Source organism: Aminobacter sp. HY435 (genome assembly GCF_027568395.1).
Taxonomy (GTDB): Bacteria; Pseudomonadota; Alphaproteobacteria; order Rhizobiales; family Rhizobiaceae; genus Aminobacter.
Map to the genome: position 1 here is coordinate 95,299 of NZ_JANKZL010000003.1, position 16,329 is coordinate 111,627.

Annotated in this window: 15 protein-coding genes; 9 read left to right on the forward strand and 6 right to left on the reverse strand. The window is 64.4% G+C overall.

Annotated features, from left to right (window positions below; all coding sequences use genetic code 11):
• Window positions 1–16 precede the first annotated feature (16 nt).
• The gene (locus tag PCJ21_RS03895; RefSeq protein WP_269930072.1) at window positions 17–538 is read right to left on the reverse strand and encodes a DUF192 domain-containing protein; all 522 of its coding nucleotides are present in this window, start codon (window positions 536–538) and stop codon (window positions 17–19) included.
• A gap of 24 nt (window positions 539–562) precedes the next feature.
• Complete coding sequence (locus tag PCJ21_RS03900) at window positions 563–1,150, reverse strand: cold-shock protein (protein WP_269930073.1); 588 nt, start codon at window positions 1,148–1,150, stop codon at window positions 563–565.
• A gap of 224 nt (window positions 1,151–1,374) precedes the next feature.
• Between PCJ21_RS03900 and gloA the strand changes: the two genes are divergently transcribed.
• A complete protein-coding gene (gene gloA, locus PCJ21_RS03905) occupies window positions 1,375–1,815 on the forward strand; it encodes a lactoylglutathione lyase (protein ID WP_269930074.1) in 441 nt (146 codons plus the stop codon).
• A gap of 54 nt (window positions 1,816–1,869) precedes the next feature.
• Here gloA and PCJ21_RS03910 read toward each other — a convergent pair whose 3' ends face one another.
• Window positions 1,870–2,406 (reverse strand): DUF1697 domain-containing protein, encoded by a 537-nt coding sequence (locus PCJ21_RS03910; RefSeq protein ID WP_269930075.1) that lies wholly within the window; start codon window positions 2,404–2,406, stop codon window positions 1,870–1,872.
• Window positions 2,403–3,659, reverse strand: coding sequence for a threonine ammonia-lyase IlvA (gene ilvA, locus PCJ21_RS03915; RefSeq protein ID WP_269930076.1), 1,257 nt, complete (start codon window positions 3,657–3,659; stop codon window positions 2,403–2,405). The genes PCJ21_RS03910 and ilvA overlap by 4 nt, the downstream gene beginning before the upstream one ends.
• A gap of 232 nt (window positions 3,660–3,891) precedes the next feature.
• Here ilvA and PCJ21_RS03920 point away from each other — a divergent pair, with 232 nt between their 5' ends.
• Entirely contained in the window at window positions 3,892–5,349 is a 1,458-nt protein-coding gene (locus tag PCJ21_RS03920) for a TrkH family potassium uptake protein (protein WP_269930077.1), read from the forward strand.
• A 200-nt stretch (window positions 5,350–5,549) separates the two neighbouring features.
• Window positions 5,550–6,611, forward strand: coding sequence for an alpha/beta hydrolase (locus tag PCJ21_RS03925; protein WP_442865963.1), 1,062 nt, complete (start codon window positions 5,550–5,552; stop codon window positions 6,609–6,611).
• Window positions 6,612–6,678: 67 nt separating this feature from the next.
• Here PCJ21_RS03925 and ade read toward each other — a convergent pair whose 3' ends face one another.
• Entirely contained in the window at window positions 6,679–8,490 is a 1,812-nt protein-coding gene (gene ade / locus PCJ21_RS03930) for an adenine deaminase (RefSeq protein WP_269930079.1), read from the reverse strand.
• A gap of 121 nt (window positions 8,491–8,611) precedes the next feature.
• On the opposite strand from ade, the gene PCJ21_RS03935 reads away from it, so the two are divergent.
• From PCJ21_RS03935 to PCJ21_RS03960, 6 genes are all read left to right on the forward strand, one after another.
• Window positions 8,612–10,453 (forward strand): sensor histidine kinase, encoded by a 1,842-nt coding sequence (locus PCJ21_RS03935; RefSeq protein WP_442865954.1) that lies wholly within the window; start codon window positions 8,612–8,614, stop codon window positions 10,451–10,453.
• Window positions 10,450–11,811, forward strand: a complete 1,362-nt coding sequence (locus PCJ21_RS03940) for a sigma-54-dependent transcriptional regulator (RefSeq protein ID WP_269930080.1) — start codon at window positions 10,450–10,452, stop codon at window positions 11,809–11,811. The genes PCJ21_RS03935 and PCJ21_RS03940 overlap by 4 nt, the downstream gene beginning before the upstream one ends.
• A gap of 221 nt (window positions 11,812–12,032) precedes the next feature.
• Complete coding sequence (locus tag PCJ21_RS03945; RefSeq protein ID WP_269930081.1) at window positions 12,033–13,010, forward strand: tripartite tricarboxylate transporter substrate-binding protein; 978 nt, start codon at window positions 12,033–12,035, stop codon at window positions 13,008–13,010.
• A gap of 187 nt (window positions 13,011–13,197) precedes the next feature.
• Window positions 13,198–13,659 (forward strand): tripartite tricarboxylate transporter TctB family protein, encoded by a 462-nt coding sequence (locus PCJ21_RS03950; protein WP_269930082.1) that lies wholly within the window; start codon window positions 13,198–13,200, stop codon window positions 13,657–13,659.
• A gap of 10 nt (window positions 13,660–13,669) precedes the next feature.
• A complete protein-coding gene (locus tag PCJ21_RS03955) occupies window positions 13,670–15,178 on the forward strand; it encodes a tripartite tricarboxylate transporter permease (RefSeq protein ID WP_269930083.1) in 1,509 nt (502 codons plus the stop codon).
• A 165-nt stretch (window positions 15,179–15,343) separates the two neighbouring features.
• Window positions 15,344–15,577, forward strand: a complete 234-nt coding sequence (locus PCJ21_RS03960) for a hypothetical protein (protein ID WP_269930084.1) — start codon at window positions 15,344–15,346, stop codon at window positions 15,575–15,577.
• Between the two features lie 157 nt (window positions 15,578–15,734).
• Here PCJ21_RS03960 and PCJ21_RS03965 read toward each other — a convergent pair whose 3' ends face one another.
• Window positions 15,735–16,184: a pyridoxamine 5'-phosphate oxidase family protein gene (locus PCJ21_RS03965; protein ID WP_269930085.1), complete on the reverse strand. Its 450-nt coding sequence runs from the start codon at window positions 16,182–16,184 to the stop codon at window positions 15,735–15,737.
• Window positions 16,185–16,329: the final 145 nt, after the last annotated feature.

The window sequence follows — 16,329 nt, forward strand, 5'->3', positions numbered from 1 at the left end:
AGGCCAGCGGCGCGTCTTAGCCCGGTTCGCCGGCAACGGCTGCGATCGCGCGGTGCTTGAGCACGACGCCGTCGACGATGCCCGACCTTGCTGCGGTGCCGGCGTTGAGTTCTAGCACGAAGCGCGCCGGTTCGTCGGCGGCGATCACCGCCTCCGAAAACGGCGTGCCGGGCTGGACGTCGAGCACCCTGCCGTCACGGCCGACAAAGACGAGGTCCAGCGGCAAGGGCGTATTCTTCATCCAGAAGCCGAGCGGCCGGGTTTCCTCGAAGACGAACAGCATGCCGTGGTCGGCCGCGAGGTCCTTGCGGAACATCAGCCCCATGGCGCGTTCGCCGGGATCGTCGGCTATCTCGATGCGAAACGGCACCTCGCCTTTCGCCGTGACCGCAATCAGCGGCTCGGGATCGGCCGGCAGCATCATCGCCTTTTCCTGCGCGGCGGCAGGTGCGATGCCTGACGGTGCAAAGGCAAACGCCGCCGCCGCAAGCAACGCGACGCCGGTCAGCCCGGCCAACAATGATCGATATCTGGTCATGAATTCCCCTGCTTGGGCCTCGACCTAGTGCGAGACCGGCAAGGTTCCTAGATCGGGGTGAATTTCGGCAGCCATAAGGCCTTTGTCGCCCTTGCCGAAACGCACGAGGACAACCTGCCCGGGCCGCAGCTCGGTGACGCCGTAGCGGCGCAGGGTTTCCATATGCACGAAAATGTCTTCGGTGCCGTCGCCGCGCGTCAGGAAGCCGAAGCCCTTGGTTCGGTTGAACCACTTGACCAATGCGCGCTCGAGCCCGCTTTCGGCGGTCACGGCGACATGGGTGCGCTGCTCCTGCATTTCAGCGGGATGCACTGCGGTCGAATTGTCGATGGAAAGCACACGGAACGCCTGCAGGCCGCGCTCGCCCTGCTTGACCAGGCACACGATGCGGGCGCCTTCGAGTGCTGTCTGGAAACCGTCGCGGCGCAGGCAGGTGACATGCAGAAGCACGTCGCTGGTCTTGCCGCCATCGGGAAGAATGAAACCGTAGCCCTTGGCTACATCGAACCATTTGATGGCACCGGCAAGTTCGACCAGGCCAACGCCGTCATCCTGTTCGAAGGCTTCGTGCCCGGTGCTGTCCTGCACCAAGAGAGAGGCTTTTTCTCCCATGGAACGCCCCCTTTCCTTGCAAACGCCATTACTGATTCTTGACGTAAGATTAACACTTCGACTTTGGACTTGCGCAAGGGCCGCCCGGCCATTTTTCAACTTCGCCCGGAGATAGGCACAAGCTTCGCACCAGTTACGGCCAAAAGCGGCCGGGGTGGTTGCCGAGCCCGTACCGCACGCCCTATGTATCGGCGCGAACCCCAAAACCGTTTCGAGGAACCGAGATGCGCTATCTGCACACAATGGTCCGCGTCGCCGACGTCGACGCATCGCTGGACTTCTACTGCAACAAGTTCGGCATGAAGGAAGTTCGTCGCAGCACCAACGAGAAGGGTCGCTACACGCTGATCTTCCTCGCCGCCTCCGAAGATGTCGCCAGCGGCACCGCCGCGCAGGCACCGCTGCTGGAGCTGACCTACAACTGGGATCCGGAAGACTACAAGGGCGGGCGCAATTTCGGCCACCTCGCCTACGAGGTCGACGACATCTATGCGGCGTGCCAGGACCTGATGAACAAGGGCGTCACCATCAACCGTCCGCCGCGCGACGGCAACATGGCGTTCATCAAGTCGCCGGACGGCATCTCGATCGAGCTTCTGCAGAAGGGCGAGCGCAAGGCCCCTGCCGAGCCCTGGCTGTCGATGCCCAACACCGGCAGCTGGTAAGCCAGTGTCCGCGACCGGACGGTCGCGGAATGGAGGGTGCGCCGCTGAAAGGCTTCAGAGCTTCGCGGCCATCTCAAGCAAGGTCAGCACGGTGCGCCAGTTGCGCGCCGTGCCGGGGACCTTGAGCACTCGCGGCAGCACTTCCGCTAGTTTCGACTTCCCGAGACCGTCGGGCGCGTGCAGATAGAGCACGTCGCCCCTGACCGTGAAGCGCTCCGGTCCGGTGCCGCGCGCAGTCAGCGGCGCCACTTCTTCGGCCGTCGGCACACGCTCCAGCGCATAGGCGTGCAGCTTGGTGTGGTCGCCTGCGACCTCGGGGTACGGGTTTTCCGCCACCAGCCGTTCGAACCATTCGGCATCACGCACCATGATGCGCGAACGAAATCCCCAGTGCTGCTCGAAGGCCTGCTCCAGCCTCGCCGTCACCCCTGCCGCATCGCCTTCACCCCTGAACACGACATTGCCGCTCTGGATGTAGGTGGCGACATCGGTGAAGCCGAGCTTTTCGAAGAAGGTCTTCAGCTCGGCCATCTTCACGATGCGGTTACCGCCGACATTGATGCCCGAAAACAGCGCGACGAAGACCGTCATATGATGAAGCCGCCGAGCGTCTCGTTGTCGGTGATATCGTGGTACTGCACGCCCTCGATATCGAAACGCGCCTTGAGCAGATCGAAGTTGCGCTTGTCCTTGGACTCGATGCCGAGCAGCACAGACCCGAAATTGCGCGCCGACTTCTTGAGATATTCGAAACGGCTGATGTCGTCGTCGGGGCCGAGCAGCTCGAGGAAATCGCGCAGCGCGCCAGGGCGCTGCGGGAAGCGAATGACGAAGTATTTCTTCAGCCCCTCGAAGCGCAGTGCGCGCTCCTTGACATCAGGCAGGCGCTCGAAGTCGAAATTGCCGCCGGAAACCACCGCGATGACGGTCTTGCCCTTGAGCTCCTTCCTGGAGAAATCCTTGAGCGCGTCGATGGCCAGCGCGCCGGCGGGCTCCAGCACCACGCCCTCGACATTGAGCATTTCGATCATCGTCGCGCAGAGCCGGTTTTCGGGCACGAGCCGCACGGCATCGGCGGGAAATTCCTTGAGCAGCCGCAACGGCTCGCGGCCGATCTCGGCGACGGCGGCGCCGTCGACGAAATTGTCGACCTTGGCCAGTTTCACCCACTTGCCCGATGCCAGGCTGTCGCGCAGGCTGGGCGCGCCGGCCGGCTCGCAGAAGACGAAGCGCGATGTCATGCCGGTTTCGGCGAAGTAGCGCGTCACCCCCGCCGCCAGGCCGCCGCCACCGACCGGCAGCAGCACCATGTCAGGCGCGCGCCCCGCCGGAAGCTGCGCGGCAATCTCCAGGGCGACCGTCGCCTGGCCCTCGATGATGTCCTTGTGGTCGAAGGGCGGCACCATGTGGCCACCCGAGCTTTCGCAAAACTCGATCGCGGCGCGATAGCACTCGTCGAAGAAGTCGCCGACAAGTTTCACCTCGACAAACTCGCCGCCGAACAGCCTGGTCTTGTCGATCTTCTGCTGCGGGGTCGTCACCGGCATGAAAATGACGCCCTTCTTCCCGAAATGACGGCAGACGAAGGCGAAACCCTGGGCATGGTTGCCGGCGGAAGCACAAACGAACAGCTCGGCCTGGTTGCCGGCGGAAAGCGCCTTGCGGAAGAAATTGAAGGCGCCGCGGATCTTGTAGGAGCGAACCGGCGTCAGGTCCTCGCGCTTGAGGAAAACCCGGGCACCCGTCTTGCGCGACAGGTAGTCGTTCTCCTGCAGCGGCGTTTCGGGAAACAGCTGCCGCACTGCTTCGGCCGCCCGCGCAACCTTTTCGGCAAAACCTGTCATGGCGATGCTACTCCTGGGTCTGCTCATGCCAAACTGGTGCAAGTCAGCCAATGTTAAACGATGCCGGCGCAAGGATGTGTCAGGAATCAGTGTGTTGGCGCGCGTCGGCTCTGCGCAGCGCGGCTGGCGCCGCTGCTTGCCGCTTCTGGCCGCTATTGCATATTCAGTGCCGGGAAGCCACTGTCTGGCTTTCCGCGCCAGCTCGCCGCGATACATTTGGGGATACGTCACGGTGAACAGAATTGCCGTCCGCGCAGCGATCCATGTCGCCGCGGTTTTTGCCATCTACCTGTCTGTAGCAATGCTCATTCCGGCAGCCGTCGACCTGTATTACGGCAACGACGACTGGCGTTCGTTCGCGTTCACTGCGCTGTTCATGGGCGGGCTGGCTCTTGCCATCGCCCTCGCCACCCAAGGGCGGACGCCACCAGCGAACACGCGATTTGCCTTCCTTCTGGTCAACTTCCTCTGGATCACGCTGGCGATCGCGGGCGCTGTGCCATTCATGACTTCATCGCTGCATCTCAGCGTGACGGACGCCTTTTTCGAATCGATGTCGGGCGTCACGACCACGGGCTCCACCGTCATCAATGGCCTCGACGCGGCGCCGCCCGGCATCATCCTGTGGCGCTCGCTGCTGAGCTTCATGGGCGGCCTGGGCGTCATCGCGCTCGGCCTGTTCTTGCTGCCCTTCCTCAATATCGGCGGCGTGACCTACTTCAAGATCGAATCGTCCGACATCGAAGACCGCCCGTTCGAGCGCTTCCAGACCTTCACAATGAGCCTGATCGGCATCTACAGCATCCTGGTCGTGGCCTGCGCCATCGCCTACACGGCGTCCGGCATGGAAGGCTTTCACGCCATCAACCATGCCATGTCGACGGTTGCGACCGGCGGCTTCTCGACACACGATACGTCGTTCCTGCGCTACGCCGACAATCCCGCCATCCTGTGGACCGGCATCATCTTCATGTTCATCGGCGGATTGCCGTTCTCGATCATGATCCTGTTTGCCGTACGCGGCAGGCTCGATGCCCTGCGCGATCCGCAGATCCGGGTCTATGCCGGCTACTGCATCGTCTTTTCGATCGCCGTTGCCATCTACCTCCGCGTCCACCTCGACATGCCGTTCTTCAAGGCGCTGACGCATTCGACATTCAACCTGCTGTCGATCATCACCACTGCCGGCTTTGCCAGCGACGACTACAGCCTGTGGGGGCCGTTCGCCGTCGGCTGCGTCTTCGTCGCCACCTTCCTGGGCGGCTGTTCGGGCTCGACGACCGGCGGCATCAAGGCTTATCGCTTCCTGATCCTGTTCGAGCTGCTATCGAACGGCCTGCGCCGCCTGATCTATCCCAACACCGTGGCGCCGGTCCGCTACGGCGACCGCACCGTCGGCCTGGAAATGCAAAGCGCTGTGGTGTTGTTCATCGCCTCCTTCCTGGTGCTCTGGGCCATCACCATCGTGCTGCTCAGCGCCACCGGGCTCGACTTCATCACCGCCGTCACCGGATCCTTGACCTCGCTGACCAATGTCGGCCCCGGATTAGGCCCGGTGATCGGGCCTGTCGGCAACTTCTCCTCGCTGCCCGACACCGCGAAGTGGATTTGCTCGGCTGCGATGCTTCTGGGGCGTCTGGAAATCCTCGCCGTGCTGGTGATCTTCACGCCAACTTTCTGGGGTCGCTAACTTCGTGAACAGGAATGGCGAAGTGCCTGTTTCCGCCACGATTTTGGTATTCGGGCAACAGTCGGACGTGGACTGACCAGGGAGATCGCCTTTTCGGCTGGACCCGACTTACTTCCGCCACTATCAGACGGTCCCGAGATAGGCACGCTGCACGCCTAGACCGTCAGGAAGATATCAAAGTGTCCCCGTCGAAATACTGCATAGCCATTGCCGCCCTCCTGCTTTCCGGTTGCATCAACCAGCCTTCCGGCGAGTTGCTGACCGGCGCGGTCGTGAACGTTCCGGTGTCGGAGATCGCGGGCAACCACGCCATCTTCATCGCCTCGACACGCGAACACGCCTCCGATGAAAAGCAGGTCTTCGATCGCGGCCGCTCGGCCACGCTCAACTTTGCGCGCGTCAACGTGACGGTGCCGAAGGTCCACCAGACCGGCCAGATCGAACTGCGCAAGAGCCGCAAGGATGCCGACCCGACCAAGTATTTCACCGCCACCGACGCTGTCGGGTACCAGACGCAGCCTGAGTTCTCAAAGGCGCTGAGCGCCGACATCGCGGCGCGCGGTGGCCGCGCCATGCTGTTCGTGCACGGCTACAACACGTCGTTCGACGCAGGAGTGTACCGCGCCACCCAGATCGCCCATGACAGCGGCTACACCGGCACGCCGGTGCTGTTTTCCTGGGCCTCCGGCGGCAGCACCACAGACTATGTCTACGACAAGGAAAGTGCGGCTGCCGCCCGCGACCAGCTCGAAGTGACGCTGCGCATGCTCGCCCAGTCGGGTGCGCGCCGCATCGACATCGTCGCCCATTCGATGGGCACCTGGGTGACCATGGAGGCGCTGCGGCAGCTGGCGCTGACCGGCGACCGCGACCTCGGCGGCAAGCTCGGCGACGTCGTGCTCGCCTCGCCGGATATCGACGTCGACGTGTTCAAGGCGCAGATGCGCCGCTACGGCAAGCCGACCAAGCCGTTCTTCCTGATGATGTCGGGCGACGACCGCGCGCTGAAGCTTTCGGGCATCATCGCGGGCTCGAAGCCGCGCCTCGGCGACTACAAGAACGCCGCCGATCTCGCCGAATATGGCGTCATCGTCGTCGACCTGTCGAACGCCAAGAGCGGCGACGCCTTCAACCACACCAAGTTCGCCGACAACCCGGAGATGGTGAAGCTGCTGGGCCAGCGCCTGCGCGCCGACGACGGCTTCGCCAGCGACCGCGACGTCACCGACCGCATCAAGATGCTCGGCGGCGGACTTATGTAAGCCAGCCGGCAATCGGACAAGAAAGGGGCGCCCGCGGCGCCCCTTTCATTTTCGGCGGCAATGCCGCTCAGATGAACAGGTCGACCTTCTCGAAGGTCCTGACGTCGACCAGCCCGACATCCGAGATACGCAGTTCGGGAATCACCACCAGCGCCAGCAGCGAGTGCTGCATGTAGGCGTTGTTGAGGCTGCAGCCCATGTCGCGCATTGCCTGGACGAGCTTGTCGGCCTTTGCGGCGACGATCTCGGCGCGCTCATCCGACATCAGGCCGGCGATCGGCATCTCGACCAGCGCCAGTTCCTTGCCTCCGGAAAACAGCACGACACCGCCGCCGACCTCGCCCAGCCGGTTCGCGGCCAGCGCCATGTCGGTCTTGTTGGTGCCTACGACGATCATGTGGTGGCTGTCGTGCGCCACCGTCGAGGCGAGCGCGCAGTCCTTCATGTAGCCAAAGCCGGAAACGAAGGCATTGGTCACTTGCCCGGTCGCGCGATGCCGCTCGACAAGCGCGATCTGGCAGACATCGTTGCGGCGATCCATGGCGACGAGCCCGTCCTCCACGCCGAGATCGGCTTCCAGAGCGCGTGTCGGCGCCTGGTTCTCGATTACGCCGATGACGCGAACCCGGACCTCGTTTGCGCCTTCCGGCGCCTTGATGTCGAAGTCGGCGGAGGCCAGTTGCTTGCCGAGCTTGACGGTGCTTTTCGCCTCTGCGGGGTAGGCATAGGCAGGAATGTCGATGTCGAGCTTGCCGGCCTTGGCGACGCGCACGCCGCGGGCATAGACCTCGTCGATCTTCATCCCGGCAAGATCCGAGACGATCAGCACGTCGGCCAGCCTGCCGGGCGCGATCGAGCCGATCTCGCGCTCGAGACGGAAATGCTGGGCGGTGTTGATCGTCGCCATCTGGATCGCCGTCACCGGCTTCAGGCCCTGCTGGATTGCGTGGCGGACGACGCGGTCCATGTGGCCGTCATGGACAAGCGTGCCGGAGTGGCTGTCGTCGGTGCACAGAATGAAGTTGCGCGGGTCGATGCCCATTTCGGTCACCGCCTTGATCTGGCTGGCGACATCGTACCAGGCCGAGCCCAGCCGCAGCATCGCCTTCATCCCCTGGCGGACGCGCGCAATGGCGTCTTCGGCGCGGGTACCCTCATGGTCGTCCTCCGGTCCGCCGGCGACATAGCCGTGGAACGGCAGTCCGAGGTCGGGTGAGGCGTAGTGGCCGCCGACGGTCTTTCCGGCCTTCACCGTCTCGGCGATCTCGCCCGACATGACGGGGTTGTTGGCCGCGACGCCGGGAAAATTCATCACCTCGCCCAGGCCGATGATGTTCTCCCAGGTCATTGCCTCGGCAACATCCTCGACGGTCAGCACAGCACCCGCATTCTCCAGCCCTGGCGCCGAGGGCACGCAGGACGGCATCTGGACATGAACGTTGATCGGCATGGCCAGGGCCTCGTCGTGCATCAGTCGCACGCCCGGCAAGCCCAGAACGTTGGCGATCTCGTGTGGATCGATGAACATCGAGGTGGTGCCGTGCGGAATGACGGCGCGCGAGAACTCGGTGACGGTGACCATGCCGCTTTCGACATGCATGTGCGCGTCGCACAGGCCGGGCACGAGATAGCGGCCGCCGGCGTCGACAACCTTGGTGCCCTCGCCGATGGCGTGACTGGCGTTCGGGCCGCAAAAGGCGAAGCGGCCGGCGACGACAGCGACGTCGGTGCCCGGAATGATCTCGCCCGAATGCACATTCACCCAGCGGCCGTTGCGGATGACGAGATCGGCCGGACGACGGCCCATGGCGACGTCGACCAGCTGCGGCGCGGTTTCGGTCCAGGGACGGGGTTTGGCGAAGACGGACTTGGCGGGCATTCTCAGATTCCTGTGTGGTTTGCCCGACTTTAGCGAAAGCCGCGCCGGAAAACAGCGCCTTGGTTGTTTGAGTTTGTCCGAGCGCTATACTCGTCATGCAATTCGAGGCCGGTCCACATCGATGTCGAAGTTTCTCAGAGGTCGCCGCTGGATGCTGCCGGGCCTTGTCCTGGCGGCATTGGCGCTGGCGATCGCCGTGTTCGGCGGACGGCTGGCTTCGCGCATCTATCTCGACGAGGCGGCGGCGCGAGGCCAGACGACGTTGCGCCTTGCGGTCGCGGCGCTGTCGGGACACATGAGCCGCTTCGAGCCCTTGCCGCAGCTGGTCGCCGATCACGACGACATCAAGGACCTGGTCAGTGACCCGGACAACCCTGCCCTGCGCGCCCGCGCCAACGATTACCTCAAGGAAATCAACGCACTGCTGAAGTCTTCGGACATCTACGTGATGATCCCGGGGGGCGACACCATCGCCGCCTCCAACCATGACCTGCCGATCAGCTTCGTGGGCGAGAACTTTGCCTACCGGCCCTACTACCAGAACGCGATCCGGGGTGACCTCGGACGTTTCTTTGCGCTGGGCACGACCTCGCTCAAGCGCGGCTACTATTTCTCTTCCCCCATCCGCATCGGCATGGAGATCCGTGGCGTCGTCGTGTTCAAGGTCGACATCGACGCGATCGAGGCGTCTTGGAAGGGCGGCGAGGACGAAATCATCGTCACCGACCCGGAAGGCATCATCTTCATGAGCGGACGCCCGGAATGGCTGTATGCCAGCCTTCGGCCGCTGACCGATGCCAACATCGACAAGACCGAAGCGTCACGCCGCTACGCCAACGCGCTGCTGCACACCTTGTCGGCCACAAGGACCAGCGAAGACGGTCGCGTGCTGATGCGCATTGCCGACCAGGGCAACTCGCGCGAGTTCATCGAACTCGCCGAGGCCATGCCCGCGGAGGGTTGGACGGTGCGCGTTCTGGCCGACACCGCGTCGGCCCATGCGCAGGCGCTGACGGCGGTCGTTTCCGCTCTTCTGGCGCTTGGACTGGCTGCACTTGGCGGCGCGATCGTGCTGCAGCGGCGCGGGCGCCTTGCCGAGCGCCTGCTGATGCAGCGTACGGCCCAACAGGAACTCGAGCGGCGCGTCGAGGAACGCACGGCGGACCTTGCCCTGGTCAACACCAGGCTCGAAACCGAGGTCATCGAACGGCGCACGGCCGAGCAGCAATTGCGCCAGACCCAGGCCGACCTGATCCAGGCGGGCAAGCTGGCGGCGCTGGGCCAGATGTCGGCCGCCCTTTCGCACGAGTTCAATCAGCCGCTGGCCGCCGTGAAGACCTACGCCGACAATGCCGCCCTGCTGATCGAGCGGAACCGCATCGAGGAGGCGCGCGACAATGTCAGCCGCATTTCAAGCCTGGCCGACCGGATGGCCGCGATCAGCCGCCATCTCAGGAATTTCGCCCGCAAGCCCAACCAGAAGCTCGGCTCGGTGGCGCTCGACGAAGTGGTACGCGATACCGAGGAAATCGTCGCCTGGCGGCTCAAGGCGGCGGATGCGATGCTGATCATCGACCTCGGCCCGACGCCACTCGCGGTCAAGGCCGGCTCCGTGCGGCTGCAGCAGGTGCTGGTCAACATCATCACAAATGCCGCGGACGCGGTCGAAACGCTGCCCGACCGCCGCATTGAACTCATCGCCCGCCGCAGCGGCGGCAAGGTCTCGATCACCGTGCGGGACCATGGCCCTGGCGTACCGGCGGCTGTCGCCGACCGCATCTTCGATCCGTTCTTCTCGACCAAGGGCGTGGGCAAGGGGCTTGGCTTGGGTCTGTCCATTTCATACAACATCGTCAAGGACTTCGGTGGGAGTCTTGGGGTAGTGAATCATCCGGAAGGCGGCGCCTTGTTCACCATCGAACTCGATTTGGCCCGCATGACGGTGCGCGAGGCGGCGGAATGAAGCCGCCGATCGTGCTGCTTGTCGAAGACGATGACGAGCTGCGCAGATCGAGCGCCCAGTCGCTCGATCTGGCCGGTTTCAAGGTCGAAGCCTGCGCTTCGGGCGAACGCGCGCTCGACTTCATCACTCAGGGCTTCAATGGCGTCGTCATCTCCGACATCCGCATGCCCGGCATCGACGGCATGACGCTGATGGGCCGTATCCGCGACATCGACTCCGACATCCCGGTCATCCTGGTCACCGGGCATGGCGACGTCCAGCTCGCGGTGCGGGCGATGCGCGAAGGCGCCTACGACTTCGTCGAAAAGCCGTTCGTCGGCCAGCACCTTGCCGAAATGGCGGCGCGCGCCATCGACCGCCGCAAGCTCGTGCTGGAAAATCGCGAGCTGCGTGCCGTTGCCGGCAAGCGCGACGACATCGAGGCCCGCCTGCCCGGCCGTAGCCAATCGATGGTCGACCTGCGCTACAAGCTGCGGGCGGTCGCAGCAACCGACGCCGACGTATTGGTCATCGGCGACACCGGCACCGGCAAGGAAGTGGCGTCGCGCGCGCTGCACGACATCAGCGGACGCGGCTCGAAGCCCTTCGTCGCGATCAACTGCGCCGCCCTGCCCGGCACGCTTATCGAAAGCGAGCTGTTCGGCCACGAGGCCGGCGCTTTTCCCGGCGCGCTGCGCGCCCGCTACGGCAAGTTCGAGCATGCGCGCGGCGGAACGGTCCTGCTCGATGAAATCGGCTCGATGCCGGCAGACCTTCAGGCCAAGCTGCTGCGGGTGATCCAGGAGCGGGTGATTACCCGGCTCGGTTCCAATGAAGCAATCGAACTCGACATCCGCTTTATCGCGACGAGCAAGGTCGATCTCGACGCCGAGGCCGCCTCGGGGCGATTCCGCGCCGACCTGCTCTACCGGCTCAACGTGGTGACGCTGCGCATGCCTTCGCTCGCCGCGCGGCGCGAGGATGTGCCGTTGCTGTTCCTCCAGCTGGTGCGCGAGGCCGCCGCCCGCTACCGGCGCGACGACGTCACCGTGCCGCCGCAGATCGTCTCGGACATTGCCCGCCGCGACTGGCCGGGGAACGTGCGCGAATTGCGCAACGCAGCCGACCGCTTCGTGCTCGGCATCGGCCTGCAACTGGACACGGAACAAGAGGCCGCAAACGGCACCGGCGAGAAGCTTGCCGAACGCGTCGCCGACTTTGAGAGGAAGACGATCTCGGCGGCGCTTCTGGCCCATGGCGGCAGCCTGAAACCGGTCTACGAAACGCTCGGAATCTCGCGCAAGACGCTCTACGAGAAGATGCAGCGCTACGGCCTCGACAAGCACAGGCTTGGCGATCTCGAAGGCACCGGGGGCTGACCGGCGCGGGCCGTGTGTGGAAACACACACACGCAGCAACCGCAATGTTACGATTTCCACCCGTTTTGCAGCGCAGCAAAGCGAATTGCCGCTTCGTTGGGCCGGCAACGGCGTTGCGGTCGCCCAATCGGCTGCCTCCTATTGTCCGCATCATCATCCGCGCCGCCCTGAACAGGTCTGGCGCGGATAATGGTCAAAGTCACAGACCCTGGGAGGAATTCATGAAGACACTGTTCGCCACGCTGACGGCTGCCGCAACGCTTGCGCTGTTCCCGCTCGCCGCCAATGCGCAGGCCTTTCCCGAGCGCACCATCACCGTTGTCGTTCCGTTCGCCGCAGGCGGCCCGACTGATACCGTCACCCGTCTCGTCGCCGAATCGATGTCGAAGGACCTCGGCCAGCAGGTCATCGTCGAAAACGTCGGCGGCGCCGGCGGCACGCTGGGCGCCGGGCGCGTCGCGGCTGCCGATCCGGATGGCTACACGCTGCTGCTGCATCACATCGGCATGGCCACCAGCGCCACGCTGTACCGCAAGCTCGCCTATGACACGCTGAACGCCTTCGAATATGTCGGCCTGGTCACCGAAGTGCCGATGACCATCGTCGCCAAGAAGGACTTGGCGCCGAGCGACCTCAAGGGCCTCGTCGAATACGCCAAGGCCAACAAGGACACCGTCACCGTCGCCAATGCCGGCATCGGCGCGGCATCGCACCTGTGCGGCATGCTGTTCATGAGCGCCATCGGCACCCCGCTGGTCACCGTTCCCTACAAGGGCACCGGCCCGGCGATGACCGACCTGCTCGGCGGCCAGGTCGACATCATGTGCGACCAGACCACCAACACCACCAAGCAGATCAAGGGCGGCACCATCAAGGCCTATGCGGTCACCTCGCCCGCACGCCTCGACGTCCTGCCTGACGTTCCGACCACCAAGGAAGGCGGTCTCGACGGCATGGAAGTCGGCATCTGGCACGGCCTCTACGCACCAAAGGGCACGCCAGCCGAGGTGACCGAGCGCCTGTCGAAGTCCCTGCAGGTCGCGCTCAAGGACCCCAACGTCGTTGCCCGCTTCGCCGAACTCGGCACCATCCCGTCGTCGGAAGCCGACGCCACGCCGGCTGCGCTGAAGGCCAAGCTGGAAAGCGAGATCGGCCGCTGGAAGCCGATCATCGAAGCAGCCGGCCAATACGCCGACTGAGGGCTGAACGGTCATGGGGGGCCGGGTTTCGACCCGGCCCCTTCACCCGACCCTCCGCTTTGCTCGGTCGACCTTTCCCAGAAGAGCACTGCCGGCGCAGGCGCCTTCCTCTCTGCCCCACGGGAAACGGCCGCGGCGCAGTGGTCGGACGAGAGGCGCATCCTGATGGATCCCCAGAGAGGGCAACATGAACAAGCTATCCATAGACCCCACCAACGGAGCCTGCGGCGCGCTGCTGGCGGCGACCGGCGGCTTCTTCGCCGTGCAGTCGCTTGGCCTCGAGCTCGGCACCGCCTTCCGCATGGGGCCAGGCTACTTTCCACTGGCGCTCTCGCTGGTGCTGGTGCTGCTCGGCCTGGTCATCATCGTCCAGGCGACGCGCGTCGAGGGCGAGCCCATCGGCCCGATCGCATGGCGCGGCATGGCCTTCATCCTGCCGGCACCGGTCTTCTTCGGGCTGACCGTGCGCGGGCTCGGCTTCGTGCCATCGCTTTTCTTCACCTGCCTGATCGCAGCCTTTGCCAGCACGCGCATGAAACCGCTGGCGGCGGTCATCCTCTCCGCCGGCGTCACACTGTTTTCGGTCATCGTGTTCAGCTACGCGCTTGGCCTGCCGTTCCAGCGTTTCGGCCCCTGGCTGCCGTTCTGAGGGGGATGAGATGGAATTGTTCAGCAATCTCGCGCTCGGCTTCTCGACCGCAACAACCATCGCCAATCTCGGCTTCTGTCTGATCGGCGTCCTGCTCGGCACGCTGATCGGCGTGCTGCCCGGCATTGGCGCCACCGCAACCATCGCCATGCTGCTGCCGATCACTTTCCAGATCGGCGATCCCGTGTCGTCGCTGATCATGCTCGCCGGCATTTATTACGGCGCGCAATATGGCGGCTCGACCACCGCCATCCTGATCAACATGCCCGGCGAATCCTCATCGGCGGTGACAGCCATCGACGGCTACCAGATGGCGCGCAGAGGCCGGGCCGGCTCGGCGCTTGCAATTGCCGCCATCGGCTCGTTCTTCGCCGGCACGGTCTCGACCTTCCTGGTCGCGATCTTCGCCCCGCCGCTGACGGCGATCGCGCTGCAATTCGGCGCGGCCGAGTATTTTTCGCTGATGGTCGTCGGCCTGGTCTCGTCCATCGCGCTTGCCCACGGCTCGGTGGTCAAGGCTCTGGCGATGGTCGTGCTGGGCCTGCTGCTCGGCCTTGTCGGCACCGACATCTACACCGGCACGCCACGCTTCACGCTCGGCATCCGCGAATATGCCGACGGGCTGAACTTCGTGGCGGTGGCGGTCGGCGTGTTCGGCATCGCCGAAATCCTGCGCAACCTGGAAAGCGAAAAGACCCGCGAGGTGCTGATGGCCAAGGTCACCGGCCTGCTGCCCTCGCGCGAAGACTTCAAGCAGATGGCGGCGCCCATCCTGCGTGGCACGGCAATCGGCTCGGCGCTCGGCATCCTGCCCGGTGGCGGCGCGATCCTCGCCGCCTTTGCCTCCTATACGGTCGAAAAGCGCGTTTCCAAGAACCCTGAGGAATTCGGCAGGGGTGCAGTTGCCGGCGTCGCCGGACCGGAATCGGCCAACAACGCCGGTGCGCAGACTTCGTTCATCCCAATGCTGACGCTCGGCATTCCGGCCAACCCGGTCATGGCGCTGATGATCGGCGCGATGATCATCCAGGGCATCGTGCCGGGCCCGAACGTCGCGACCGAACAGCCGGCGCTGTTCTGGGGCATCATCGCCTCGATGTGGATCGGCAACCTGATGCTGATCATCCTCAACCTGCCGCTCATCGGGCTGTGGGTGAAGCTGCTGACGGTGCCCTACTACGTGCTGTTCCCGATCATCATGGCTTTCTGCTCGATCGGCGTTTACAGCGTCAACTCCAACGTCTTCGACCTCTACGCCGTCGCCTTCTTCGGCTTCGTCGGCTACCTGCTGCTCAAGCTGCGCTGCGAGCCTGCGCCCTTGCTGCTCGGCTTCGTGCTCGGCCCGCTGCTTGAGGAAAACCTGCGCCGGGCGATGATCCTGTCGCGCGGCGATCCCACGACCTTCGTGACGCGGCCGATCAGCGCCCTGCTGCTGGGGCTTGCTGCGTGCGTGCTGATCGTCGTGCTGCTGCCGTCGGTGCGCAAGAAGCGCGACGAGGTCTTCGTCGAGGAAGACTGAGAGCGTCGAACAAAGTCGGACTGCATGCAACGGGCGGATTTTCCGCCCGTTGACATTTGCGCGACAAGGCAAAGCTGAAACACGCACTTGCCAGCTGTCCGGCGACCAAATGGTGTATGGAAGGTCCAAAGCCGCGACTCGCGGATCACTTGCACGGCGGACCCCATGGCAATTCGTTTCACCACAAAGGCGCCCGGCGCCGCCCCGACCGCGCCTGCCAAGGCAGCGCCGAAGACACCCGTGGAGGCTTCGGAGACGGACGCCAAGGAAACGGCAAAGAAGCCGGCTCGCAAAACCACCCGCAAGGCGGCGAAGCCAGTCAAATCCGCGGACGCACCGTTGCTGCCGCTGGACGGCACTTCGTCGGCGGCCAAGCCGGACGAACCCGCGAAGTCCTAGTCTACTGCTGCGTGCCGGTTGTCCCTGCGAGGCGACGTACGGCGCGTTCTACCGCAGCGGGCTCCGACACCGAGTCAACAAGTCGCCGCATCGCCATGAAATCACAGAAGATTACGGGTCGCCGCGATCTCCGCACCTTGTGCCCGTCGCAGCCATGTCAGGCCTGTTCGTTGACGGACTGCCGGCCGGTCAGGTTTTCGATGCGGATGCGATAGAAGACAGAGCCTCCCGGCAACGCCTCGTTGATCGGCTTCAGGCTGCCCGGCTCCCACCAGTTGGCATGCTTTTCCAGAAGCGACCAGGCATGGTCGCGCTCGATCTTGGAGCCGATGCGGTCCGGCAGTTCCTCAAACAAGCCGTCGACGACGACGCTGCGCCAGCCCCGGTTGTCGTCGCGCACCTGCACCTGCAGGCAGACGCGCGGATTTCTTCGCATCCAGTCGATCTTCTGCCCAGGCACGGAGAAGCTGTAGAGATTGTTGTTGGCGAAGGCGTAATAGACCGGCACGACGTAAGGCTGGCCGTCGTGGCTGCAGGCGAGATGGCCGAGCCGCCCGGCGGCCAGCAATTCGAGGCATTCCTGCCGCGACATTTCCTTGATTATCATTGCCGCACTCCCTCTGGAGGCCTCTGATAGCCCGCCCCGGATGGGGCTTGCACCCATACTATCCAGGGTATCGCTGCCAGTGACGAGGGCCTTGATCCTGATCAATCCCGGAAATGGGGCCTGCCAGCGGGCGCCAACGCCGATG

Bases quoted from the DNA above. Each gene is read 5' to 3' on its own strand.
- PCJ21_RS03895 (WP_269930072.1), bottom strand. From the start codon at position 538: ATGACCAGATATCGATCATTGTTGGCCGGGCTGACCGGCGTCGCGTTG.
- ilvA (WP_269930076.1), bottom strand. From the start codon at position 3,659: ATGACAGGTTTTGCCGAAAAGGTTGCGCGGGCGGCCGAAGCAGTGCGG.
- ade (WP_269930079.1), bottom strand. From the start codon at position 8,490: ATGCCCGCCAAGTCCGTCTTCGCCAAACCCCGTCCCTGGACCGAAACC.
- gloA (WP_269930074.1), top strand. From the start codon at position 1,375: ATGCGCTATCTGCACACAATGGTCCGCGTCGCCGACGTCGACGCATCG.
- PCJ21_RS03965 (WP_269930085.1), bottom strand. From the start codon at position 16,184: ATGATAATCAAGGAAATGTCGCGGCAGGAATGCCTCGAATTGCTGGCC.
- PCJ21_RS03945 (WP_269930081.1), top strand. From the start codon at position 12,033: ATGAAGACACTGTTCGCCACGCTGACGGCTGCCGCAACGCTTGCGCTG.
- PCJ21_RS03950 (WP_269930082.1), top strand. From the start codon at position 13,198: ATGAACAAGCTATCCATAGACCCCACCAACGGAGCCTGCGGCGCGCTG.
- PCJ21_RS03955 (WP_269930083.1), top strand. From the start codon at position 13,670: ATGGAATTGTTCAGCAATCTCGCGCTCGGCTTCTCGACCGCAACAACC.
- PCJ21_RS03940 (WP_269930080.1), top strand. From the start codon at position 10,450: ATGAAGCCGCCGATCGTGCTGCTTGTCGAAGACGATGACGAGCTGCGC.
- PCJ21_RS03900 (WP_269930073.1), bottom strand. From the start codon at position 1,150: ATGGGAGAAAAAGCCTCTCTCTTGGTGCAGGACAGCACCGGGCACGAA.
- PCJ21_RS03960 (WP_269930084.1), top strand. From the start codon at position 15,344: ATGGCAATTCGTTTCACCACAAAGGCGCCCGGCGCCGCCCCGACCGCG.
- PCJ21_RS03910 (WP_269930075.1), bottom strand. From the start codon at position 2,406: ATGACGGTCTTCGTCGCGCTGTTTTCGGGCATCAATGTCGGCGGTAAC.
- PCJ21_RS03935 (WP_442865954.1), top strand. From the start codon at position 8,612: ATGTCGAAGTTTCTCAGAGGTCGCCGCTGGATGCTGCCGGGCCTTGTC.